This window comes from Serratia sp. 2C06 (assembly GCF_050037615.1).
GTDB lineage: Bacteria > Pseudomonadota > Gammaproteobacteria > Enterobacterales > Enterobacteriaceae > Serratia > Serratia ureilytica.
Genome location: NZ_CP188299.1, coordinates 639563 through 662807, shown reverse-complemented (window position 1 = coordinate 662807; position 23245 = coordinate 639563). Strand labels below are relative to the sequence as shown.

Genomic DNA, 23245 nt, shown 5'->3' with positions numbered 1-23245 from the left:
TCTGAGCCAATAAAAAAACCCGCCGCGGCGGGTTTTTTTACGTCTGCGAAAAGTTACAGGTTGATCGGCACTTCGAAGCTGACGCCGGCGCCCACGTCATCGGCGGTGCTGTGATCGTTGTCGGTGTACCACAGACTGGTGTCGAACTTAACTTGAGACGGGAAGGTGTAACCCCAGCCGAGCTGAATGCCCTTCAGCGTATCGGATTTCGGGAACGCCTGGTTGATGCTTTGGCTCAGTGGGTTCACCTTGGCGTAAACCACGCGGGTGCTCCAACGCTGGCTGTCGTCCAGCACCAGCTCGACGCGGCCGGACAGCATCTGGCCGTCGCCGCCCATCGCGTGGCCCAACGGGTAACCCTGTTGGTAGTAGCCGCCTTTGTAAGTGTAGTGAGTGTACACATAGTTTTTACGGCTCATATCCGAACGGGTGTCTGACCCTTCGATATACCAGTTGATGGTGGTCGGGCCCCATTCCGGGTGGCCTTCCAGACCGAGCAGATAGGTATTTTGCGACGGCAGATAGCCCGCTTCATCTTCGCCCACCAACTGACCGTACAGGCTGACCGGCAGGCCGATCAAAGGCTGCATTTTCAGCTTGAAGTCGAAACCGGCCAGCTGGTTGCCCGGATCGTTGCCTTTACCTGAATCATCGTTATCTTTACCGGTAAAACCATCCCAGAACGAGCTCCATGACTGCGGACGGCCTTCACCACCCCACATCATGATGCGCGATGCCCCTAATTCCAGGAAGTCGGTCGGCATCATGGTGAAACGGCCGCCGATCAGTTTGGTGTGCGGTACAGAACTATACTGCGACAGCTGGCCGGCGGACAACTGGTATTGCCAGCGGCCGATCCACGACAGCCACGGCGTTTCAAACGGCGATTGGTCGGCGCGCTGCAGCATAAAGCCGGCGACCGGGCGCGCGGCATCGGAGCGGATCAGGCTGCCGTCGTAACCCGGGCCCCACCACTGGGAGACCTCGCCGAAGGAGAGCCATTGGTTCCAGATTTTCACCGCGCCGTAGGAGCCGTTCATATTGAATTTGGAGCCATCGCTGACGCGCTGGTCGCCTTCCACCGAGCCTTGCAGACGCACGTCCCAGAACTCGCCGTTGGCGCCGGCGCCGATGGTCAGGCGATCGTCGGCGTACTCGTTTTGGCCGAAGCCCTGCGGGGTGCCGGGTTTATCGGTCGAGGCGTAACCGCTGACGCGGATGTTGGCTTTCAGGGCGTCAACGCGGCGTTGCACGCGGTCGATGACGTTTTTCTCGGTATTGGTGACCGGTTTGGCCTGCGCGATAACGGAACTGATCTCTTCCTGACTCAGCGGCCAGGTGGACAGGCTGACGTTGATGACGCCGCGGTCAGACAACCAGGCGAGATCGTTACGCAGATCGTTGTCAGGGGCTACCAAGCCGGCGGCGTGACCGGACAATGCACAGGTAAACAGGCCCGCAGCGACCAGTCCGTTAAGTTTAGCGCGCATAAAGAATTCCCTTGTTAATTCGAGGTTATTGGTTTTATGTAAAGATCTCTGTGACCCATGATAGTTGACATTTCGATTTGCTACAAATCTATAAGTCAGAAACATCTTATTATAACTTTATGAATTAAATGGGGTTTAAAGTGCTTTCGCGAAGGGCGTAATTTTTAGGACAATGCCTATATTGGCAAGCTTGAATCATATAAGCGGTATTCAGAGAGAGGTTTTATGGCAAAAACGTCGCGTTCGATAATGATAGCGAAAGGGCTGCAGCGAGTGCTGAACGTGGGCCTTCTGCTGCTGGCGGCAATTCTGGTGGTGTTTCTGGTCAAGGAAACCATCCATCTGGCGAAGGTGTTATTTATCAACAGCGAAGAGTCGTCCTCTTACCTGTTGATTGAAGGCATCGTGATTTATTTTCTGTACTTTGAATTTATCGCCTTGATCGTCAAGTATTTTGAGTCGGGTTATCATTTCCCGCTGCGCTATTTTATTTATATCGGCATTACCGCGATTATTCGTTTGATTATCGTGGATCACAAAAATCCCATCGACACCCTGATCTACGCGGCGGCGATATTGGTGCTGGTGGTGACGCTCTATCTGGCCAACACCGATCGGCTGAAACGGGAGTAGCGATAAAAATGGCGGCCAGAGGCCGCCAAAGACACAGGATATCATTACCCGTCGTCTTTCAAGCGACAGCGTTGTTGACTGCACTCGCTAACCCCAGTTACTTACTGAAGTAAGCGCCTGGGCTTAGCGAGCTGGTCGCCTGGCTGTAACTTGAAATCCATAGGGTAAAAGATAAGGAAAAACATCAAACGCACTGCAGTGGCACAAATTACCCCTTCACGCCGCCGGCCGTCAGGCCGCCCACCAACCAGCGTTGCGCCAGCAGGAACACGGCGGTAATCGGTATCGCCGACAGCACCGCGGCGGCGGCGAAATCGCCCCACAGGTAGTTCTGCGGGTTGAGATATTGCTGCATGCCCACCGCCAGCGTGTAACTGTTCACATCGCGCAGCAGCAGCGACGCCACCGGCACCTCGGTGATGGCGGCGATAAACGACAGAATGAACACCACCGCCAGAATCGGCACCGACAGCGGCAGGAGCACCAGCCGGAACGCCTGCCACGGCGTGGCGCCGTCCAGCGCCGCCGCCTCTTCCAGCGAATTGTCGATGGTTTCGAAATAGCCCTTGATGGTCCAGACATGCAGCGCGATGCCGCCCATATAGGCGAAGATCACGCCGCCGTGGGTGTTCAGGCCGATAAACGGAATGTACTGGCCCAGGCGATCGAACAAGGCGTACAGCGCCACCAGCGACAGCACCGCTGGAAACATCTGGAAGATCAGCATGCTTTTCAACAGCGTGCTCTTGCCGCGAAAACGCATGCGGGCGAAGGCGTAGGCGCAGGTGGTGGACAGCGTCACGATGCCGATGGCGGTGATCGCCGCGATCTTGATGGAGTTCCACAGCCACAGCAGCACCGGGAACGGCGGCGGCGTCACGCTGCCGTCGGCGTGGGTGACGCTGAAGCCGAGCGCCAGCCGCCAGTGATCCCAGGAGAGGGTTTCCGGTATCAGGCTGCCGGTGGCGAAGTTGCCGGCGCGCAGCGAGATGGCCACCACCATCAGCAGCGGGAACATGATCAGGGCGATAAAGCACAGCATCAAAATGTGGGTCATCCACAGGCGCAGGCGCTGGGATTTGGGTTGAACCATGGCCATCGTTATTCTCCCTAATCGAAGTTCATCTTGCTGGCTTTCAAATTCAGGATCGCCAGCGCGCCCACCAACAGGAAGATCAGCGTGGCGATGGCGGCCGCCAGCCCGAAGTCTTGCCCGCCGCCGCCTTCGAAGGCGATGCGGTAGGTGTAGCTGACCAGCAGATCGGTATAGCCGGCCGGCGTGGTGGTGCCGATCATGTCCGGGCCGCCGTTGGTCAGCAGCTGGATCAGCACGAAGTTGTTAAAGTTGAAGGCGAAGCTGGCGATCATCAGCGGCGTCAGCGGCTTGATCAGCAGCGGGAAGGTGATGCGGAAGAAGTTTTGCCACGGGTTGGCGCCGTCCATCGCCGAGGCCTCGTACAGATCGTCCGGGATGGCCTTCAGCAGCCCCATGCACAGGATCATCATGTACGGGTAGCCGAGCCAGGTGTTGACGATCAGGATCATGCTCTTGGCGGTGAGCGGATCGCTGAACCAGGCCGGTTTGATGCCGAACAGGTGGCTGAGCATCATGTTGATCTCGCCGAAGCTCTGGTTGAACAAGCCTTTGAAGATCAGGATCGAGATGAACGACGGTACCGCATAGGGCAGGATCAGCAGCACGCGGTAGATAGCCTTGCCTTTCAGCGCCTCCCACTGCACCACGCAGGCCAGCACCATGCCGACCGCCACGGTGAGGATCACCGTCATCACCGAGAACACGAGGGTCCAGATGAAGATCGACACGAACGGTTTTTTGATGCCCTCGTCCTGCAGCACCCGCAGGAAGTTTTTCCAGCCGGTGGTGACGGTATAGCCTGGGCTCAGGGTTTCCTGCGCCCAGCCGCCGTCGGCGTTGATCGCCTGATAGAAGCCGATGTCGCCGTTCGGCCGGTAGCGCACCTGAGTCTGGTTATTGGTCAGCGTGCTGCCGTCTTGGTCCAGCGCATACAGCGGACGGGTGCCGGAGAACTGGCGCAGGGAGCTCATGCGCAATTCATCGCCGTCCGGCAGCTGCGCCACCAGTTGGCTCAGCGCCTGCCGGTTCTGGGTGATCACCCGCAGCGTGGCGGGTTCGCCCTGCGGCGCGGCGCTCTGGGCCGTCAATTTCAGGGGGGGCGGCGGCGTCGCGTCGAGGCGGAAAGGCTCGGAAATCAGCGGCTGTTCACTGTCCGGCGAGGTCAGCTGCAGGCGCCACTGCTGGTTTTCCGCCGGGTAGAGGCCGAAGGTGAACGTTTTGCCGCTTTGGAACTGACGCTGCATCAATACCGATTGCGCGCGCTCAAACGTCAGCTGGTTGGTGCTGCTGTAGTTGGTAAAGGCGATGGCGATGGTGCAGATCAGCGGGAACAGGACGAACAATCCCATGCCGGCGACGCCGGGATACACATAGCGCCAGGCGTAGGCGCGGCGGTTGGCGAAGACGTAAAGCCCGGCGCTGACCAGGATCAGCGTCAGGATAGCGAACAGGTATTCACCCTGTGCATACATCAACACAATCAGGTAGCAGGTCACCAGGCTGAACAGGCCGACCACCAGCCATTTCAGCGCGTCGCTTTGCCACCACTTCGATTTTTTACGCGCGGGCGTCCCGGCGTGAGCGAATTGCATAGGGCGTTCCTTTCTGTGAAGCAACGGCGGGGCGCCACGGCGCCCCGCACGACGACATTACTTGGTGATACGGGTCTGCACATCGTCCAACGCGGCTTTCACCGTTTGGCGGCCGCTGACGGCGTTGAGCACCGCGCTGCGTTCGGCGTACCAGAAAGCGCTCATCTGCGGAATGTTCGGCATGATCTCCCCGTTTTGCGAGTTCTGCATGGTGGCGGCGATCTTCGGATCTTTGGCCAGCGTTTCCTGATAGGACTTCAGCGCCACCGCGCCCAGCGGTTTGTCTTTGTTGACGTTCGCCAGCCCTTCGTTGGTCAGCAGATAGTTCTCGAGGAACTCGGTCGCCAGTTCTTTATTCGGGCTGGCGGCGTTGATGCCGGCGGTCAGTACGCCGACGAACGGTTTGGACGGTTTGCCTTTGAAGGTCGGTAGCAGCGTCACGCCGTAGTTGATTTTGCTCTGCTCGATGTTGTTCCAGGCCCACGGGCCGTTGATGGTCATCGCGGTCTGGCCTTTGTTGAACGCGGCTTCGGCGATCGAGTAATCGGTATCGGCGTTGATGTGTTTGTTTTTCACCAGATCGACGATGAACTGCAGGCCGGCCTGCGAACCGGCGTTGGCGACGCCGACATCCTTGATGTTGTATTTGCCGTTCTCATACTTGAAGGCATAACCGCCGTCGGCGGCGATGATAGGCCAGGTGAAGTAGGGTTCCTGCAGGTTCCACATGATGGCGCTTTTGCCGCTGGCGCGCAGCTGTTTGTCCAGCGCCGGGATCTCTTCCCAGGTCTTCGGCGGCTGTTTGACCAGGTCTTTATTGTAAATCAGCGACAGCGCTTCGACGGCGATCGGGTAGCCGATCAGCTTGCCGTCATAGCGCACGGCGTCCCAGGTGAACGGGAACAGCTTGTCCTGGAAGGCTTTGGACGGGTGGACTTCGGCCAGCAGGCCGGACTGCGCATAGCCGCCGAAGCGATCGTGGGCCCAGAGGATGATGTCTGGGCCGTCGCCGGTGGCGGCCACCTGCGGATATTTCTCTTCCAGCTTGTCGGGATGCTCGACGGTGACTTTGATGCCGGTGTCTTTTTCGAATTTCTTGCCGACTTCGGCCAGGCCGTTATAGCCCTTGTCGCCGTTGATCCAGATAACCAGTTTGCCTTCCTCTATCTTGGCGAAGGCGGAAGAAGAGAGCACCAGAGTAGCCAGTGCCGAGAGCGCCAGCGTACGGGCGAGGGTAATGCTGCGAGTCATAATCCAGTCCTTCTTTTTGTGGGCACATAAATCAAGGAGAGACGTTTCGCGATCATAGTGGGTCACAACGCGACATATTCTCATCCTCCCCCCCTCTACGCCCCTGAGATGAGGAGTGTGATCCAGTTAACGTTGCGCTCTATTCTGTGGCGTCAGGCACAAAATAGGGGGGCGATTTTTGCCGGCTTGATCACAGATTTGCCTTAAGCGCGGAACTTCTCATCGCCGCGGTCGTTCTCTCATCCTCCCGTCTCCTCCCCCATGAAAAATCCTGTTACGGATGATTACCCTTTCCGGCGACTCCCGCACTATCGGCCCATCGATTTTCAACGCCACGCGCAGCAGGGATACCGGATTTATGTCGTCAATGCCTATCGCCACTCAGCCCACCCTGTACCGGATCCATCCGGCCAGTTTCCGTGACGGAAACGGGGACGGCGTGGGCGACGCGCACGGCATGCTGGCGGCGCTGCCGTACCTGAAAGCGCTGTCGATCGACGGTCTGTTGCTGCCGCAGACGCTGGCGCCGGAGGCCGAAACGGCGGTGACGGGCGAAGGGCTGACGCTGTGGTACGCCGACGAAGCCCATCGCGTTCGTCATGCCGCCGACGTGCAGCGGTTCGCCCACGGCGCGCTGGCGCTCGACGTGATGCCGTTCAGCGCGGAAAAGCTGGTGGCGGTGCTGCACGCCCGCCGCGCCACGTTGGCGGACAGCCTGTGGAGCACCGGCGACGCCGATCAGCCTCGGGTGGTCAGCCGCTGGGGGCAGGGCGACCTGCGTTCCGGCGCCGCCTTTTTGACGCTGCTGGCGATGTTGCCGGCGCCGATCTGCCTGTACCAGGGCGAGGAGCTGGGGCTGCCGCACGCCGCCGGCCTGCAGGATCCGCGCGGCGCGCAAACGCCGATGCCGTGGCATGAAGCGCCCGAACAGGTCACCGCCGGCGAAGTCAGCTGGTATCAGCAGGTGGCGATCGAACACCGCGCGTTGGCCATCAGTCGCCAACAGCACGACAGCCACTCCACCTTGCGTTACTGCCAGACGCTGCTGGCCCTGCGCCGTTCGCCGCTTTTCCAGCGCGGCGAGCTGAGCGCGGTCAGCCAGCGCGATGGCGTGGTGCGCTTACTTATTACCCATCAGGATCAATGCCTTGAAGCGCTGATAAACCTGCAGCCTTATACTCAGGCGGCCGCGCCGTCTGAGGCGACCTTGCCGTTGGCATGGCAGCACGGCGCGCAGCAAGAGGGTCATCAATGGGTTTTGGCGGGCTTTGCCTCCGCCATTTTCACACGACATGTTAACTGCGAAAGCAGGGGAGTAACGCATGGCTAGCGTGACACTGCGCAGCGTTTATAAGGCCTTCGGTGAGGCCGTGATTTCCAAAGACGTCAATCTGACCATCGAAGACGGCGAGTTTGTGGTGTTTGTCGGGCCGTCGGGCTGCGGCAAATCGACGCTGCTGCGCATGATCGCCGGGCTGGAGGACATCACCTCCGGCGACCTGCTGATCGGCGAGAAACGCATGAATGAAGTGCCGCCTTCCGAGCGCGGCATCGGCATGGTGTTCCAGTCTTACGCGCTGTATCCGCACCTGTCGGTGGCGGACAACATGTCGTTCGGCCTGAAGCTGGCCGGCGCCAAGAAAGCGGAAATCAATCAACGGGTGAACCAGGTTTCCGAGGTGCTGCAGTTGGCGCACCTGCTCGATCGGCGGCCGAAGGCGCTGTCCGGCGGGCAGCGTCAGCGCGTGGCGATCGGCCGCACGCTGGTGGCCGAGCCGGACGTGTTCCTACTCGACGAGCCGCTGTCCAACCTCGACGCCGCGCTGCGGGTGCAGATGCGCATTGAGATCTCCCGTCTGCACAAGCGCCTGCAGCGCACCATGATTTACGTCACCCATGATCAGGTCGAAGCGATGACGCTGGCCGACAAGATCGTGGTGCTCGACGCCGGTCGCGTGGCGCAGGTCGGCAAGCCGCTGGAGCTGTATCACTACCCGGCCAACCGCTTCGTCGCCGGGTTTATCGGCTCACCGAAGATGAACTTCCTGCCGGTCAAGGTCACCGCGGCGGAGCCGCGACAGGTGCAGGTCGAACTGCCCAACCGCCAGCTGGTCTGGCTGCCGGTGGAAGGCGCGGGCGTCCAACCCGGCGCCAACCTGTCATTGGGCATTCGCCCTGAACATCTGCTGCCCGGCGAAGCCTCTGAAGTGCGGCTTACCGGCGACGTGCAGGTGGTGGAGCAGCTCGGCAACGAGACGCAAATCCATATCCAAATCCCGGCCATCCGTCAAAACCTGGTGTACCGCCAGAATGACGTGGTGCTGGTAGAAGAAGGTGCCACATTCGCCATCGGCCTGCCGCCTCACCGCTGCCACCTGTTCCGTGAAGACGGTACGGCATGTAAACGGCTGCACCAGGAGCCGGGCGTTTAAAGCATCAAAGTCGGTATAACAGGAGAATAATGATGACTACTCTGCGCAAACTTCCTCTGGCACTGGCTGTCGCCGCCGGTGTTCTCTCTACTCAGGCGCTGGCCGTGGATTTCCACGGTTACGCCCGTTCCGGCATCGGTTGGACCGGCAGCGGCGGTGAGCAACAGTGCTTCAAGGCCACCGGCGCCGCGAGCAAATACCGTCTCGGCAACGAGTGCGAAACCTACGCCGAACTGAAACTGGGGCAGGAAGTGTGGAAAGAGGGCGACAAGAGCTTCTATTTCGACACCAACCTGGCCTACTCGGTCTCGCAGCGTTCTGACTGGGAAGACGTGACCCCGGGCTTCCGCGAAGTGAACGTGCAGGGTAAAAACCTGATCGAGTGGCTGCCGGGCTCCACGCTGTGGGCCGGTAAGCGTTTCTATCAGCGTCATGACGTTCACATGATCGACTTCTACTACTGGGATATCTCCGGCCCGGGCGCCGGTCTGGAAAACATCGATCTGGGCTTCGGCAAGCTGTCCGCCGCCGTGACCCGCAACTCGGAATCCGGCGGCTCTTACGGCTACCTGGATAACGAATGGAAACAGCGTCCGACCGTCAACGATACCTTCGACGTGCGCTTGGCCGGGCTGGAGCTGAACCCGGGCGGCACCCTGGAGCTGGGCGTGGACTACGGCCGAGCCAATGCGCAGGATAACTACCGCCTGGCCGACGGCGCCAGCAAAGACGGCTGGATGTTCACCGCCGAACACACGCAAAGCATCCTGAACGGTTACAACAAATTCGTGCTGCAGTACGCCACCGACTCGATGACCTCGCAGAACAACGGCCGCAACGAAGGCGCCACCATCGATAACAACGGCAAGATGATCCGCGTGCTGGATCACGGCGCCATCGACTTCAACGATCAGTGGGCGCTGATGTACGTCGCCATGTTCCAGGACATTGACCGCGACAACAACAACGGCACCACCTGGTACACCGTGGGCGTGCGCCCGATGTACAAATGGACGCCGATCATGAGCACCCTGCTGGAAGCCGGCTACGACAACGTCAAATCTCAGCGCACCGGCGATCGCAACGGCCAGTATAAAGTGACCCTGGCGCAGCAATGGCAGGCGGGCAACAGCATTTGGTCGCGTCCGGCCATCCGCCTGTTCGCCACCTACGCCAAGTGGGACGAGAAGTGGGGCTACGCCACCGGCGATGACACCGGGTATAACGCCGGCACCGCTTACAACGACACCAGCATGCATACCTTCAGCCGCGGCAAGGATGACGAAGTCACCTTCGGCGCCCAGATGGAAATTTGGTGGTAACGACAGGACGGGGAGGGCCGCCGGCTCTCCCCCAACCGCATTCGCCGTGGCCCGATCTCTTGCCTGATCCGCCGCGGTGCTGAAAGAGGATATAACGATGAAAAAGAATCTGCTGTCACTCTGCCTGTCGCTGGCGCTGACCGTCGGCGCGCCTTTGGCGGCCAACGCCGATACGCCGGCCAACGTTTCCGTCGCCCCGGCCATCAGCGCCGCCACGCTGCAAAGCCTGCCGTGGCAGCCGCTGCAACCGCCGGTGTCGCAAGAAGTGAAGCTCGACGCCGTTAGCCCGCAGCTCAATCAGGGCGACATTCAGGGGGCGATCGCCGCCTATACGCTGCCGGCCGATCGCGGTTCGCTGGAAGTGACGCTGAGCAGCCTCGCCAAGAACAATTCGCTGTACGCGCCGAGCGTGCTGGTGCTGGACGAGCATCTACGCCCGGCGGCGTATTACCCGAGCAGCTATTTCCCTTACCAGCCGCCGGGGGCGATGTCCTCCGATCGCCTCGAAGGCACGTTGAAACTGACGCCGGCGCTCGGTCAAAAACAGATTTACCTGCTGGTGTACACCACCCGTCAGGATTTGGCGAAAACCACGCAGCTGACTAACCCGGCCAAGGCCTACGCACAGGGCGTGGGCAACGCAGTGCCGGATATCCCGGATCCGATCGCCGGCCACGCGACGACCGGCACGCTGAAGCTCAAGGTGACCGCGGAACAGGGCACCGGCAACGTGATGATCGGCATGCTGCAGCCTGCGCCGACCGTGGCGCCGGTGGTGGTGGGATCAACCGCACCGGCCACCGTGGCGGCGCCTGCACCGACGCCGGAGAAACCGGCGGAGCCGATGCTCAACGATACCGAAAGCTACTTCAATAACGGCATCAAGCAGGCGGTGAAGGCGGGCGATATCGACAAGGCGCTGAAACTGATGAATGAGGCCGAGAAACTGGGCTCGACCACTGCGCGTAAAACGTTTATCAGCAGCGTAAAAGGCAAGGGGTAACACCCGACGCTGCCGATGCTGGCTCGATGATTGGTGCGCCTTGGCGCACCTTTTTTCATCCGCGGGCCAGCGTTGCGCCGATCAATGCCAGCAGACGGGCGTTATCGACCTGCTGCATGATGCGCACCGGCTTGCCCTGCGGCGGCGGCATGCCGACCGTCAGGCGCAGGCTGTCCGGCCGCCAACGGCGTGAGCTGCCGCGCGTCAGCGCCCCTTCCAGCGCCACATCCACATGGAACATTTCGGTCGTGACCAGCTGCGGTGCCAGCAGCCAGGCGATCACCAGCGCATCATGGATCCAGCAGCCCGGCAGGCGCCGCGTATGGCGCGAATAATCGATCCACGGCTGCGTGGTGGCGCGCAAATAGCGGCACAGCGGCGTATCCGGCTGCGTCAGTGCGGCCAGATCCGCCTGGGTCAGCATGGTCTGGGTGGTGACGTCCAGCGGCGCCAGCGTGATAGCGGCACCGCTGTTCAGCACCAGCCGCGCGGCTTCCGGATCCAGGCCGAAATTGGTGTCCTTGATGTATCCCTCGACGTTGAACACGCCGCCCATGATCACGATCTCTTTCACCGCCTGCGCCATCTGCGGGTACAGCTGCATGGCGTGCGCAACGTTGGTCAGCGGGCCGATCGCCGCCAGCGTTATCTCGCCGGGATGGCGGCAGATCAGCTCGCCGATGGCGATGGCGGCGTCCGGTGCGGGCGCGTTGGCGAGTGAGGGCGCAGGCAAGTCGCGCCACAGCGCCGCCAGCTTGGGATCGGCGATCGGCCTGTCCAGATGCGCGCGCCATGGCTCCGGCGGCTCGCTCAGGGCGCGCGCCGCGCCGAGGGCGACCGGCACCTGGTAGCCGCTTTGCGCCAGCAGCTCGCTGGCGACGGCGAAGCCCACTTCGCGCGGGGTGTTGCCGGCCACGATGCTGATCAGTTCCAGCTGCAGTTGCGGTTTGGCCGCCAGCGCCAGGGCCAGCGCCAGGCCGTCGTCGACGTTGGCACCGGGAACGCCGTTGCCGGGATCGCAATCAATGATCAAACGCATAGAAGGTGTCCTGAAAAACCGCTAACAGCCGCACGAGCGGCGGATGCGCAGTTGAAAAGCGAATTCATGCAGCTCGGCGGGCGCGGCGCCGGCGGCCAGCATGGCGATGGCCCGCTTGGCCATGGCGTCGATAGGCTGCTCGACCGCGCTGAGCGGCGGCACGCTGAATTCGGATTGCTGCGTGCCGTTAAAACAGATCAGCGCCAGATCGTCCGGCGCGCGCAACCCATGCTCCGCCAGCGCCGACAGGCAGCCGAGCGCCTGCTGCTCGTTGGAGGTGAAAACGGCGCGCGGGCGCGGGCCTTGCACCATGCGCTGGGTGGCCTGGTAGCCGCCCTGGCGGGTGTAAGGCGCCTCGAAAATCCACTCGTCGCGCGGCGCAATGCCCGCCTCCAGCAGCGCATCGCGCCAACCGTTCAGGCGATCCTGCGCGTTGAGCATGGTTAGCGGACCGATAAAAATGCCGATGTCGCGATAGCCGTGCTGCAGCAGATGGCGGGTCGCCTGGCAGGCGGCGTCGCGCTCGTCGACGCGGATGGCGCAGACGCCAGCCTGGCTATCGATAGTGTCTATCATCACGCAGGGCGTGCCGGAGGCACGGATCAGCTCGAACCACGGGTGGCGATCGACGCTGGTGTACAGCAGGCCGTCGACCTGGCGACGCAGCAGGTTATTGATCAGCTCATACTCGCGCTGCCGGTCATCGCCGGCGTCGCCCAGCAGCAGCACGCGGCCGCGGCTGAAGGCCTCCTGCTGCAGCGCCCGCGCCAGCGTGGCGAAGAACGGGTTGGAAATATCCGGCACCACCAGCCCATAGGTTTGCGTGCTGCCGGAGGCCAATGCCCGCGCGATGTCGTTCGGCCGGTAGCCGGTCTGCTCGATCGCCGCCAGCACGCGCAGCCGGGTGGCTTCCGCCACCGGGCGCGGGCCGTTGTTGATCACATAGCTGACCACGGCGACGGAGGTGCCCGCTACGCGGGCCACGTCGGCGCGGGTAACGCGTCGCGCGGAGTGATTATCCAAATTGAGGTCCTGTTCGCCTTCTCGCTACGCGGCATCCTGCGGCAGGTTGAGATCGCGGCCGCGGGTTTCGGGAGCAAAGAAGGTGGTGATTAAGCCGATGGCCGCCATTACAACAAAATAGCAGGCGACAGGCCACCAGTGACCGAAACCGGACAGCAGCGCGGTGGCGATCAGCGGCGCGGTGCCGCCCGAGAGGATCGAACCGAGCTCTTTGGCGAACGCCATCTTGGAGTAGCGATTCTTCACGCCGAACAGTTCGACGCCGTAGGCCGCCTGAACGCCGAAGATCCCCAGCGACGCGATGCACATGCCGACCACGATCACCGAGATGACGATAGCCGGTTCACGGCTGTCGAGCAGCCAGAACGCCGGGAAGGCGTACAGCACCAGCAGCAGGCAGAACCAGCGGTAGGTGATGCGGCGGCCGAAGCGATCGGACAGCCAGCCGGCCAGCGGGATCACCAGAAAACCGCACAGCGAGGCGATCAACACCGCCAGCGCCGGCACCGATTTATCGACCATCAGCACCTTGGCGACGTAGCCGACGATAAAGCCCTGGCACAGGTAGGAAGGGCCGTTTTCGCCGATGCGCAGGCCGAGCATCACCCAGAACGCTTTGGTACGTTGCAGGTAGCTGCGCGTATCCGGCGCGGCCTGGGCGGCGTCCAGCATGCGCTGGTGGTTTTGCTGCAGCTCGCGTTCGAACACCGGCGTTTCCCGCACGTGACGGCGCAGGTACAGCGCCACCCCGGCGATCAGAATGCTGGCGAGGAACGGAATGCGCCAGCCCCAGCTCATCAGATCTTCCTTGTCCAGCTGCAGCACCAGCAGCCATACCAGCGACGCCAGCAGGGTGCCGCTGTTGGAGCCGATGGCGATGATCGACGCCACCAGCCCGCGCCGCTTGGCCGGCGCGTATTCCGCCAGCATCACCGCGCCGCCGGACAGCTCCGCACCGGCGCCGAACCCCTGCGCGAAGCGCAGGATCACCAGGCAGGCGGGCGCCCAGACGCCGATTTGCGCATAGGACGGGATCAGGCCGATCAGCGTGGTGGAGAGGCCCATCAGCGCCACGGTGGTGATCAGCACCACGCGGCGGCCTTTGCGGTCGCCGATCCAGCCGAACACCAGCGCGCCGATCGGCCGCGCGACGAAGCCGACGGAGTAGGTGGCGAAACTGGCCAGCAGCGCCACCAGCGGTGTGGCTTCCGGGAAGAACACGTCGCCGAACACCATGCCGGCCGCCAGGCCGTACAGCGCGAAGTCGACGTATTCCATGGCGGTGCCGAGCCAGCAGGAGAAGGTGGCGCGCCAAAATTGGCTGCGCCCCTCTTTGGTCGCCAGGCGTTCATCGGCCGCCAGCGCGGCGTCGGCGGTCTGTGAAGGGGCAAGCGTTGTTTCGCTCATGGCAGTGCTATCCTCTTTTGTTCTGCGCCTGGAGGGGCGCGGTTAAAGATGGTTTCCCTGGTGCCGGCAACAAAGGTGTGCCGACAAATCATGTCGGACGCATGGCGATTCAACGCTGCTGTATCAGGGTATCTACGCGCGTAGATAACACAACGCGAGGAAGCTGAAACTTTGCGGGCGATCACAGAATCGTCAGCGCGCCGGGAAATGAAGATAGAGAATGCGGATGGCAAAAAGATGACAGAACCCCGGTTTTTCCGGCCGATAGGCCTGCCGTTTTCGCCACGAATCAGCCTGCCGCTTTCGCATTTCTGCGCTACAATGGGGGCCTGTTAACAGTTTGTATCGTCTGGCGCGCCGTACCGGCTGCGGTTCAGGCGAGGAGTAAAGCAATGTCTGGCATCAGGGATTCCATCCTGCCGCCGCTGGAGTGGTTATCCGAACAGGATCCTCCGGCGCCCGCCGCCGTCAGCGACTGGCTGATGGAGTTAGGCTCCATGACCCGCCGATTTGAACGCCATTGCGCCCAGGTGCGCGTTGAACCGCAGCGCGAATGCTTCGTCACGCGCGAGGCGCTGGGCGACGAGGCTAACCACCTGCCCGACAGCCCGCGCTACTGGCTGCGCGAAGTGGTGCTGCTGGGCGACGACCAGCCCTGGCTGCTGGGGCGCACGGTGATCCCGGAACATACGCTGACCGGCCCCGATCAGGCGTTGGTGGATCTGGGGACGCTGCCGCTCGGGCGCTATCTGTTCAGCAGCGGCGATCTGACCCGCGACTATATCCATATCGGCCGGCAGGACGCGCTGTGGGCGCGTCGTTCACGGCTGCGGCTGGCGGGCAAGCCGCTGCTGCTGACCGAACTGTTTTTACCGGCTTCGCCGCTGTATTCAGCGGTTCCCGCATAAGAGAGGAGAGCAAGACGTTGGAGGGAAGCGTGACTCAAAGTAAATGGCGGGCTTACAGCCATTTGATGCGCATTGATAAACCGATCGGCACGCTGTTGCTGTTGTGGCCGACGCTGTGGGCGCTGTGGCTGGCCGGGAAAGGCGTGCCGCCACTGTCGATTCTGGTGGTGTTCGTGCTCGGCGTGTTCCTGATGCGCGCCGCCGGCTGCGTGGTGAATGATTACGCCGATCGCGCGGTGGACGGCTACGTAAAGCGCACCGCCGGGCGGCCGATGCCGAGCGGCCGGGTGAGCGCGAAAGAGGCCAAGGTGCTGTTCGTGGTGCTGGTGCTGATCTCGTTCTGCCTGGTGTTGACGCTGAATGCGATGACCATCTGGCTGTCGCTGGCGGCGCTGGCGCTGGCCTGGGTGTATCCTTTTATGAAGCGGGTGACCAACCTGCCGCAGTTCGTGCTGGGCGCCGCGTTCGGCTGGGGCATTCCGATGGGCTATGCGGCGGTCAGCGAATCGCTGCCGCTCAGCTGCTGGCTGCTGCTGCTGGCGAACATCTGCTGGACGGTGGCCTACGACACGCTGTATGCGATGGTCGATCGCGACGATGATCTGAAAATAGGCATCAAGTCCACCGCTATCCTGTTCGGGCGTTATGACAAGCTGATCGTCGGGCTGTTGCAGTTCGCGACGCTGCTGCTGCTGGTGTGGGTCGGTTATCTGGCGCAGCTCGGCGGGGCGTTTTACTGGTCGCTGTTGCTGGCGGGCGCGCTGTTCATTCACCAGCAGAAGCAGATTGCCGGGCGCGAGCGCGAGGCCTGTTTCAAGGCCTTCCTGCAGAACAATTATGTCGGGCTGGTGGTGTTTATCGGCATCGCGCTCAGCTATCTGCCGGCGTAGCGGTTTCCTGCAGCAAGAAAAAAGGCACCCCTCGGGGTGCCTTTTGTGTTTTCGCGCCGGGCGAAATCACTCGTCTTTCTCTTCTTGCGCATCGGTTTGCGGCAGAGCGTTGGTCTCTTCCGGCATGTTGACGCTTTCGATAGTCAGCTTGATTTCCGGCGTGATCAGATCGCTCAGCATGTTGTACACCTCGAGGGTGTGCTCGCGGATCGCATCGCCGCTGTCGTTGATGTAGCCTTCTTCGCGCAGCGTCGCCACCAGGGTGGAGAACACCGCCTTGTCGAAGAATTCCGGCGCGTTGATGCCGTGCAGCACCGACAGACGCTGCGCCATGATGCGGCTCTCTTTCTCCAGCGCGCCGCGGTTGATGCTCGGGTTGGCGCTGAGGATCGACATAGTGATGGCGTAGCGTTGCAGGGTTTCGCGCACCCCGGCGGCCAGCAGCTGCAGCGGGCGAATGCGCGCCGGGTTCAGCACCAGCTCGTCGCCTTTGTCGCAGATCAGCTGTTGGCGGATCAGCTCGTCAATCATCGGCCGCAGCACGTCCGGCAGCTGCTCCTTGTCGTTATGCAGGAACAGCTCGGCTTTCAGCATCGGGTAAATCATGCCAATCTGGCGCAGCAGTTCGGCGCGCGATACCCGGCGATGATGCATGACGATGCTGGCGATCAGCGACGGCAACACCAGCAGGTGGTGGATGTTGTTGCGGTAATAGGTCATCAGCACCGCCTGCTCGCGCGGCAGAATGATGATGTCGCCGATGTTGTCCTTTTCCACCTCGAACTTGTTCATGTTCAGCGCGTGATCCAGCAGCTCGTCCGGCGTCTGCGTCGGTACGGTGACGTCATGCGCGTAAGGCGCGTTGCGCATCAGCTGCAGGTAGCACTCGAGCTGCTCGAGCAATTGTTCGCGGGTCAGCGAACGCTGGCGCGAGGCCAGCAGCGCGGTGGAACACAGGTTCATGGCGTTGGCCGCGGCGGCATTGTTGATGCGCACCATGATCTGGCCGGCGAGATCGTTGACCGTCGGCGTCAGCCAGCTTGGGCGCTGAGCTTCGATCGGATCGATCGACTCGCGCCACTGCGGCACGTGCTGGTTGAGGTAAGCGGTCAACGGCAGCGGTTCGCCGAAGTTGACGTAACCCTGGCCCAGATTGCGCAGTTTGCGCAGGCCGCGCAGCATCTGCAGCAGGCTCTCTTTTTCCTTGGTGGCGCCGCGCAGCTCTTTGGCGTAGGTGCCCACTTCCATCACATGCTCGTAGCCGATGTAGATCGGCACCAGCGTGATCGGACGGGCGCCGCCGCGCAGCATCGCCTGAATGGTCATCGACAGGGTGCCGGTTTTCGGTTCCAGCAGACGCCCGGTGCGGGAACGGCCGCCTTCCACGAAGTATTCCACCGAGTAACCGCGGGTGAACAGCTCGCCGAGGTATTCGCGGAACACCGTCGAGTAAAGCTTGTTGCCCTTGAAGGTGCGGCGGATGAAGAACGCGCCCAGACGACGGAAGATCGGGCCGGCCGGCCAGAAGTTGAGGTTGATGCCCGCAGCGATGTGCGGCGGCACCAGGCCCTGGTGATACAGCACGTAGGACAGCAGCAGATAGTCCATGTGGCTGCGGTGGCAGGGCACGTAGACGATCTCGTGGCCGTCCTGCGCCAGCTGGCGCACGCGCTCGGCGTTGGTGACGTTGATGCCCTGATACAGCCGGTTCCAGGTCCAGCTCAGCACGCGATCGGACAGACGCACGGTTTCGTAGGAGAAGTCGGCGGCGATCTCTTCCATCAACGCGATGGCGTTCTGCTGGGCCTTCTCGTGAGAGATCTTTTTGCTGCGCGCTTCGTCCTCGACCGCTTTTTCGATCGCTTTGGACGCCAACAGCTTGTTGAACAGATCCTGACGGGCCGGCAGGCTTGGGCCTACAGCGGCCAGGCGCTGACGCGAGAAGTGCATGCGCGCCACGCGCGCCAGTTTCTGCGCGATGGTTTTATCCGTGCCGTGTTCGGTGGCCATGCGGCGCAGCGAAACGGTGTTGGAGAAGCGCACGAAGCTGTCGCGGCCGAGCCACAGCACGGCGAAGAATTTTTGCACGCCGTTCAACAGACGCAGGTGCGGCGTGCCGTGGCCTTCGCGGCCCGGCGAGCGGCCGAACATGACCGAAACCGGCAGCATTTGAATGTCGAGATCCGGATTGCTGCGATGCAGATCCAGGTAGTCGTGGAACAGCTTTACCGACTCTTCTTTCGGGGTGTAGTAGCGGAACACGCGCGGGCCGTCGTGAATGAACACGTAGCTCGGCAGCACGGTGCCGTCGATCTCCAGCGCGTTGAGCGGATCGGGCAGATCCTGCGCCAGGCACTGGGTGCGCAGCGTCAGCAAATCCGCCTTGGAATTGTAAGGTAAAACATACAAAATCGGCCGTGAGGGATCCAACCCTAGCTCGGTAACCGGATCTGAAGGGATGACCTTACTTCTTACCAACAATTTAAGTGGTAAATTCAATATTTTATAATAAATTTTACGCCAACCTGACATAACAACGTGAAGCCTCTTGTTAGCAATGCGCCGCAAGCATACCAGAAACCGGGTAGCAGATCTGTGGTGTTCGAAAACCGAGAGCCGTCAGCGCGGACTGTTCTAGACTCTTTTTATTATGACCGACCTCTGAGAAAGGCACGAAAACATGGCAAACCAAGCAACCGGATTGACCCGCATCATCAAGGCCGCCGGCTATTCTTATAAAGGGCTTTCCGCCGCCTGGCAACACGAGGCGGCGTTCCGCCAGGAACTGGTGGTGACCCTCCTGGCTATCATACTGGCTGTCTGGCTGGACGTGGGTGCGATAGCGCGCATTTTATTGATCGGATCGGTGACGCTGGTGATGATCGTCGAGATCCTGAACAGCGCGATCGAGGCGGTGGTGGATCGCATCGGCAGCGAACACCATGAGCTGTCCGGGCGGGCCAAGGACATGGGATCGGCGGCGGTGTCGCTGGCGATCGTACTCGCGCTGTTCGTTTGGGGCACGGTCTTGTGGCAGCATTTTGGCTGACGCAAAGCGCCTACTGACTGATTTTTATTTATTCTTCGGTTCCCAATCCGCGCTTACCTGTATATACTCACAGCAAGACTGTATAAACAAACAGGGGGCGGAATGAAAGCACTAACTACCAGACAGCAAGAGGTCTACGATCTGATTCGCGATCATATTTCGCAAACGGGCATGCCGCCGACGCGTGCCGAGATCGCGATGCGTCTGGGGTTCCGTTCGCCTAACGCCGCCGAAGAGCACCTGAAGGCGCTGGCACGCAAAGGCGTGATCGAAATCGTCTCCGGCGCGTCGCGCGGTATCCGCCTGCTGATGGAAGAAGAAGAAGGGCTGCCGCTGATCGGCCGCGTCGCCGCCGGCGAGCCGCTGCTGGCGCAGCAGCACATCGAAGGGCACTACCAGGTGGATCCATCCCTGTTCAAACCGAGCGCCGATTTCCTGTTGCGGGTGAACGGCATGTCGATGCGCGACATCGGCATTCTGGACGGCGATCTGCTGGCGGTGCACAAAACACAAGACGTGCGCAACGGCCAGGTCGTGGTCGCGCGCATCGAAGACGAAGTGACGGTCAAACGCTTGAAAAAGCACGGCAACGTGGTTGAACTGCTGCCGGAGAACAACGAATTCCAACCGATCGTGGTCGATCTGCGCCAGCAGAATTTCACGATCGAAGGGCTGGCGGTCGGCGTGATCCGCAACGGCGACTGGATTTAATCGCCGCGCCATTACCGCCGCTCCCTGTATTAATCGCCCCTGTTTTGGGGCGTTTTTGTTTCTGACTTCGCCCTTCGTCACTCTGTCACAGGAACATCCCATCATGCGCCTGATTTCCGCCTTCACCAGCGACACCGATAAAGCCCTGTGGCGCCTCGCCCTGCCGATGATTTTCTCCAATATCACCGTGCCGCTGCTCGGGCTGGTGGACACCGCGGTGATCGGCCACCTCGACAGCCCGATCTATTTGGGAGGCGTGGCGATCGGCGCGGTGGCGACCAGCTTCCTGTTCATGCTGCTGCTGTTCCTGCGCATGAGCACCACCGGCCTCGCGGCGCAGGCGCTGGGAGCGAAGAACCCGCAGGCGCTGGCGCGCGCCTTTATGCAACCGCTGCTGCTGGCGTTGTTGGCCGGGGGGGCGATCGTCCTGTTGCGCTACCCGCTGATCGAACTGGCGCTGCGGATCGTCGGCGGCGATGGCGAGGTGCTGGAGCAGGCGCGGCGTTTTCTTGAGATCCGCTGGTTGAGTGCGCCAGCGGCGCTGGCCAACCTGGTGCTGCTGGGCTGGCTGCTCGGCGTGCAGTACGTGCGTGCGCCGGTGATCCTGCTGATCGTCGGCAACCTGCTGAACATCGTGCTGGATATTTGGCTGGTGATGGGCCTGGGTTGGAACGTGCGAGGGGCGGCGGCGGCCACCGCCATCGCCGAATATGCCACGCTATTGCTCGGCCTGTGGCTGGCGTGGCGGGTGATGCGTCTGCGTGGTATTACCCTGGCGATGTTGCGTCAGGCCTGGCGTGGCGATCTGCGTCGCCTGCTGGCGCTCAATCGCGACATCATGTTGCGTTCATTGCTGCTGCAGCTGTGCTTTGCGTCGCTGACCATTTTCGGCGCTCGCCTGGGGAGCGATGTGGTGGCGGTTAACGCGGTGTTGATGAACCTGCTGACGTTTACCGCCTATGCGCTCGACGGCTTCGCTTATGCGGTGGAGGCCCATTCCGGCCACGCCTACGGCGCCCGGGACGGCAGCCAACTGCGTAAGGTGTGGCACGCGGCCTGCAGGCAGGCGGGGCTGGTCGCGTTGGCCTTCGGCCTGGCGTATGCCGTTACCGGCCAGCAGATCGTGGCGGCGTTGACCTCTCTACCGGAGCTGCGCGCGTTGGCCGCCCACTATTTACCGTGGCAGGTCATTTTGCCGCTGGTCGGGGTGTGGTGCTATTTGCTGGATGGCATGTTTATCGGCGCCACGCGCGGCGCTGAGATGCGTAACAGCATGGCGGTGGCCGCGGCAGGGTACGGTCTGACGCTGTTCAGTGTGCCGCTGCTTGGCAATCACGGGCTCTGGCTGGCGCTGGCGGTGTTTCTGACGTTGCGTGGCGTGGCATTGGGCTGGATTTGGCACCGTCACCAGGTGCGCGGCAGCTGGTTTACTGCACATTAAACCGGACGTTTTGTTGGGTTAATGGTTAGTTTTTCTTATGATTTTGGTCATGTTTGCTTACATGTTTTCAGCCTTGATCTGTTCGCGTTAGTTCGTTGTTTGTTAGCGTTTTTTGTTTTTATTTTGTTTGTTAATGGTTTTTTATTCTGTGTTTTGGCTTTTTTATTTCCATGTTTAACTAGAATGAATCATGTGGCTGGTAAATGAAGGGGAGCGGTGCTTCTTAAGGTGAAGGAAGCATCGGCCAGAAAAATTTCTGGTTAACCCCGACCGGCAACAGGGATCACTGATTCACCACAGGTTAACGGAGAGACTATGAATAAAGATCAAGCCGACGGTAACTGGAAGCAGCTGAAAGGCAAAGTGAAAGAGAAATGGGGCAAGCTGACCGATGACGATCTGACGGTCATCGAAGGGAAACGCGAACAGCTGGTCGGCAAAATTCAGGAGCGCTACGGTTACCAGAAAGAGGCGGCCGAAAAAGAGGTGAAGGCCTGGGAAGATCACACCAAACACCGCTGGTAACACGCAGGGCCGCCACTGACGGCGGCCGGCAACAGCGCAGGCCGGCGTCGCTCCATCCTCTGGCGCCCCGGCCGCAGGTACAGGGAAGTACCTGACTTCGTCTTACTTCTTCTTGATGGCGATGCTGTGATCGTGTTCGGCGCAGTCATGCTTGCTGTCACAAGCTTCAACTTCAACGCAACCGGCGCACAGACCGTGCGCTTCCACCACGCTGTGCCGCAGTGCAAATCCGGCTTCCTGTGCCAGCTTCTGCAGCGTTTCCTCCACGCCTTCGGTGGTGCGTTCGGTCACCTGGCCGCAGCGGTCGCAGATAAACAGCGCGGACGTATGCATCGGCTGTTCGAAATGGTGGCACAGCACGTAGCTGTTGGCCGATTCCACTCTATGGATAAACCCTTGCTCCAGCAGAAAATCCAGCGCGCGGTATACCGTCGGCGGCTTGGCCTGCGGTTCGGCGACGCGCAGCAGATCGAGCAGGTCATATGCGCTGATTGCACCGGGTTGCTGAGTCATCAGACGCAGCACTTCCAGCCGTTGCGGCGTCAATCGCACATTGCGTTGCTGGCAGAGGCGTTCAGCCTGCGCCAGCAGCTTTTCCTGGGTGGTTGAGTTCATCGCAAATATCCCGGTACGTAAAAAAGTCGATTTTACCATGATTACGGCGAATCGCCGAGAGTTGCCCCCTTTTCCCCTGATGATAGCGCAGGGAAAGGCGCGCCGATCGCGCTAAAAGAGAGATGCGTCACAACTTTTCCCCGCCGTCGGGCGGCAAATCAACGTTGCCGTTTTTAGCGCTGGAGAGCGGGGGACGAGAGCGGTATAACGCCTTTCACCCGCGTGATGAGCAGGAGCCCTGTGTGATGACGGAAAGAGAGAAGCTGTTAAGCGGCCTGGAGTACAACAGCCGCGATGAAGAACTGATCGCCCTGTACCATCGGGCGAGGGCGTTGATCAAAAGCTTGGGGGCGCTGGACTCGCATCAGGCGGACGAGAAAAACCGCCTGCTCGGCGAGCTGTTCGGCGCCTGGGGGGAAGCGAGCTGGATTGAAACGCCATTCTGGTGCGACTACGGGCAGCATGTCCGCATCGGTAAAAACTGTTTTATCAACGTCAACGCGGTGTTCCTCGACTGCAATACCATCACCATCGGCGACAACACGCTGATCGGCCCCAACGTGCAAATCTATACGCCGAGCCACCCGCTGAAGGCCGCAGAGCGCTTCACCGGCGATCCGGATTTCCCTTTCCGCACCTCGGCGCAGCCGGTGTCCATCGGCAACAACGTCTGGATCGGCGGCAACGTAGTGATCCTGCCGGGAGTGACCATCGGCGACGGCACCACCATCGGCGCGGGCAGCATCGTCACCGGCGACATCCCGGCCAACGTGCTGGCGCTGGGGCAGCCATGCCGGGTTATCCGCTCGTTGGAATAG

General features: G+C 61.2%; 21 protein-coding genes. 12 read left to right on the top strand and 9 right to left on the bottom strand.

Annotated features, from left to right (window positions below; translation table 11 throughout):
- Positions 1-53: 53 nt before the first annotated feature.
- A complete protein-coding gene (locus tag ACP3TA_RS03605; protein WP_033644394.1) occupies positions 54-1490 on the bottom strand; it encodes a capsule assembly Wzi family protein in 1437 nt (478 codons plus the stop codon).
- A gap of 225 nt (positions 1491-1715) precedes the next feature.
- Between ACP3TA_RS03605 and psiE the strand changes: the two genes are divergently transcribed.
- A complete protein-coding gene (psiE, locus tag ACP3TA_RS03600) occupies positions 1716-2123 on the top strand; it encodes a phosphate-starvation-inducible protein PsiE (RefSeq protein ID WP_015379238.1) in 408 nt (135 codons plus the stop codon).
- A gap of 208 nt (positions 2124-2331) precedes the next feature.
- Here psiE and malG read toward each other — a convergent pair whose 3' ends face one another.
- The 3 genes from malG to malE are packed head-to-tail and all read right to left on the bottom strand — an operon-like array spanning position 2332 to position 6062.
- Positions 2332-3222, bottom strand: coding sequence for a maltose ABC transporter permease MalG (gene malG, locus ACP3TA_RS03595; RefSeq protein ID WP_094143446.1), 891 nt, complete (start codon positions 3220-3222; stop codon positions 2332-2334).
- Between the two features lie 11 nt (positions 3223-3233).
- The gene (malF, locus tag ACP3TA_RS03590) at positions 3234-4811 is read right to left on the bottom strand and encodes a maltose ABC transporter permease MalF (protein ID WP_426784542.1); all 1578 of its coding nucleotides are present in this window, start codon (positions 4809-4811) and stop codon (positions 3234-3236) included.
- Between the two features lie 57 nt (positions 4812-4868).
- Complete coding sequence (malE, locus tag ACP3TA_RS03585; RefSeq protein WP_033644397.1) at positions 4869-6062, bottom strand: maltose/maltodextrin ABC transporter substrate-binding protein MalE; 1194 nt, start codon at positions 6060-6062, stop codon at positions 4869-4871.
- 358 nt (positions 6063-6420) lie between these two features.
- Here malE and ACP3TA_RS03580 point away from each other — a divergent pair, with 358 nt between their 5' ends.
- From ACP3TA_RS03580 to malM, 4 genes are all read left to right on the top strand, one after another.
- A complete protein-coding gene (locus ACP3TA_RS03580; RefSeq protein WP_033644904.1) occupies positions 6421-7392 on the top strand; it encodes an alpha-amylase family glycosyl hydrolase in 972 nt (323 codons plus the stop codon).
- Positions 7385-8494 carry a maltose/maltodextrin ABC transporter ATP-binding protein MalK gene (gene malK / locus ACP3TA_RS03575; RefSeq protein ID WP_016930284.1) on the top strand — a complete coding sequence of 370 codons (1110 nt, stop codon included), beginning with the start codon at positions 7385-7387 and terminating at the stop codon, positions 8492-8494. The genes ACP3TA_RS03580 and malK overlap by 8 nt, the downstream gene beginning before the upstream one ends.
- 32 nt (positions 8495-8526) lie before the next feature.
- Positions 8527-9816 carry a maltoporin gene (locus tag ACP3TA_RS03570; protein ID WP_025304461.1) on the top strand — a complete coding sequence of 430 codons (1290 nt, stop codon included), beginning with the start codon at positions 8527-8529 and terminating at the stop codon, positions 9814-9816.
- 97 nt (positions 9817-9913) lie between these two features.
- Complete coding sequence (gene malM, locus ACP3TA_RS03565) at positions 9914-10819, top strand: maltose operon protein MalM (RefSeq protein ID WP_033644398.1); 906 nt, start codon at positions 9914-9916, stop codon at positions 10817-10819.
- A gap of 55 nt (positions 10820-10874) precedes the next feature.
- Here the strand turns inward: malM and ACP3TA_RS03560 are convergent, their stop codons facing one another.
- The 3 genes from ACP3TA_RS03560 to ACP3TA_RS03550 are packed head-to-tail and all read right to left on the bottom strand — an operon-like array spanning position 10875 to position 14288.
- Positions 10875-11858: a nucleoside hydrolase gene (locus tag ACP3TA_RS03560; protein WP_089195236.1), complete on the bottom strand. Its 984-nt coding sequence runs from the start codon at positions 11856-11858 to the stop codon at positions 10875-10877.
- A 21-nt stretch (positions 11859-11879) separates the two neighbouring features.
- Entirely contained in the window at positions 11880-12881 is a 1002-nt protein-coding gene (locus tag ACP3TA_RS03555) for a LacI family DNA-binding transcriptional regulator (protein ID WP_033644401.1), read from the bottom strand.
- A 24-nt stretch (positions 12882-12905) separates the two neighbouring features.
- Positions 12906-14288, bottom strand: a complete 1383-nt coding sequence (locus ACP3TA_RS03550; RefSeq protein WP_033651213.1) for an MFS transporter — start codon at positions 14286-14288, stop codon at positions 12906-12908.
- A 392-nt stretch (positions 14289-14680) separates the two neighbouring features.
- Between ACP3TA_RS03550 and ubiC the strand changes: the two genes are divergently transcribed.
- Positions 14681-15196, top strand: a complete 516-nt coding sequence (gene ubiC / locus ACP3TA_RS03545; RefSeq protein WP_033651214.1) for a chorismate lyase — start codon at positions 14681-14683, stop codon at positions 15194-15196.
- 17 nt (positions 15197-15213) lie between these two features.
- Positions 15214-16086, top strand: a complete 873-nt coding sequence (ubiA, locus tag ACP3TA_RS03540; RefSeq protein WP_025304455.1) for a 4-hydroxybenzoate octaprenyltransferase — start codon at positions 15214-15216, stop codon at positions 16084-16086.
- A 66-nt stretch (positions 16087-16152) separates the two neighbouring features.
- On the opposite strand, the gene plsB is transcribed toward ubiA, so the two are convergent.
- The gene (plsB, locus tag ACP3TA_RS03535; RefSeq protein WP_033644405.1) at positions 16153-18618 is read right to left on the bottom strand and encodes a glycerol-3-phosphate 1-O-acyltransferase PlsB; all 2466 of its coding nucleotides are present in this window, start codon (positions 18616-18618) and stop codon (positions 16153-16155) included.
- A gap of 148 nt (positions 18619-18766) precedes the next feature.
- Between plsB and ACP3TA_RS03530 the strand changes: the two genes are divergently transcribed.
- From ACP3TA_RS03530 to ACP3TA_RS03515, 4 genes are all read left to right on the top strand, one after another.
- Complete coding sequence (locus tag ACP3TA_RS03530; RefSeq protein WP_033651215.1) at positions 18767-19135, top strand: diacylglycerol kinase; 369 nt, start codon at positions 18767-18769, stop codon at positions 19133-19135.
- 102 nt (positions 19136-19237) lie between these two features.
- On the top strand, positions 19238-19846 hold the full coding sequence (gene lexA, locus ACP3TA_RS03525) for a transcriptional repressor LexA (RefSeq protein WP_025160136.1): 609 nt from the start codon (positions 19238-19240) through the stop codon (positions 19844-19846).
- A gap of 103 nt (positions 19847-19949) precedes the next feature.
- Entirely contained in the window at positions 19950-21287 is a 1338-nt protein-coding gene (gene dinF / locus ACP3TA_RS03520) for an MATE family efflux transporter DinF (protein ID WP_033644406.1), read from the top strand.
- 315 nt (positions 21288-21602) lie between these two features.
- Entirely contained in the window at positions 21603-21812 is a 210-nt protein-coding gene (locus ACP3TA_RS03515) for a CsbD family protein (protein ID WP_004936743.1), read from the top strand.
- A 102-nt stretch (positions 21813-21914) separates the two neighbouring features.
- On the opposite strand, the gene zur is transcribed toward ACP3TA_RS03515, so the two are convergent.
- On the bottom strand, positions 21915-22427 hold the full coding sequence (zur, locus tag ACP3TA_RS03510) for a zinc uptake transcriptional repressor Zur (RefSeq protein WP_015379223.1): 513 nt from the start codon (positions 22425-22427) through the stop codon (positions 21915-21917).
- 245 nt (positions 22428-22672) lie between these two features.
- Between zur and ACP3TA_RS03505 the strand changes: the two genes are divergently transcribed.
- Positions 22673-23245 (top strand): sugar O-acetyltransferase, encoded by a 573-nt coding sequence (locus tag ACP3TA_RS03505; protein ID WP_033651216.1) that lies wholly within the window; start codon positions 22673-22675, stop codon positions 23243-23245.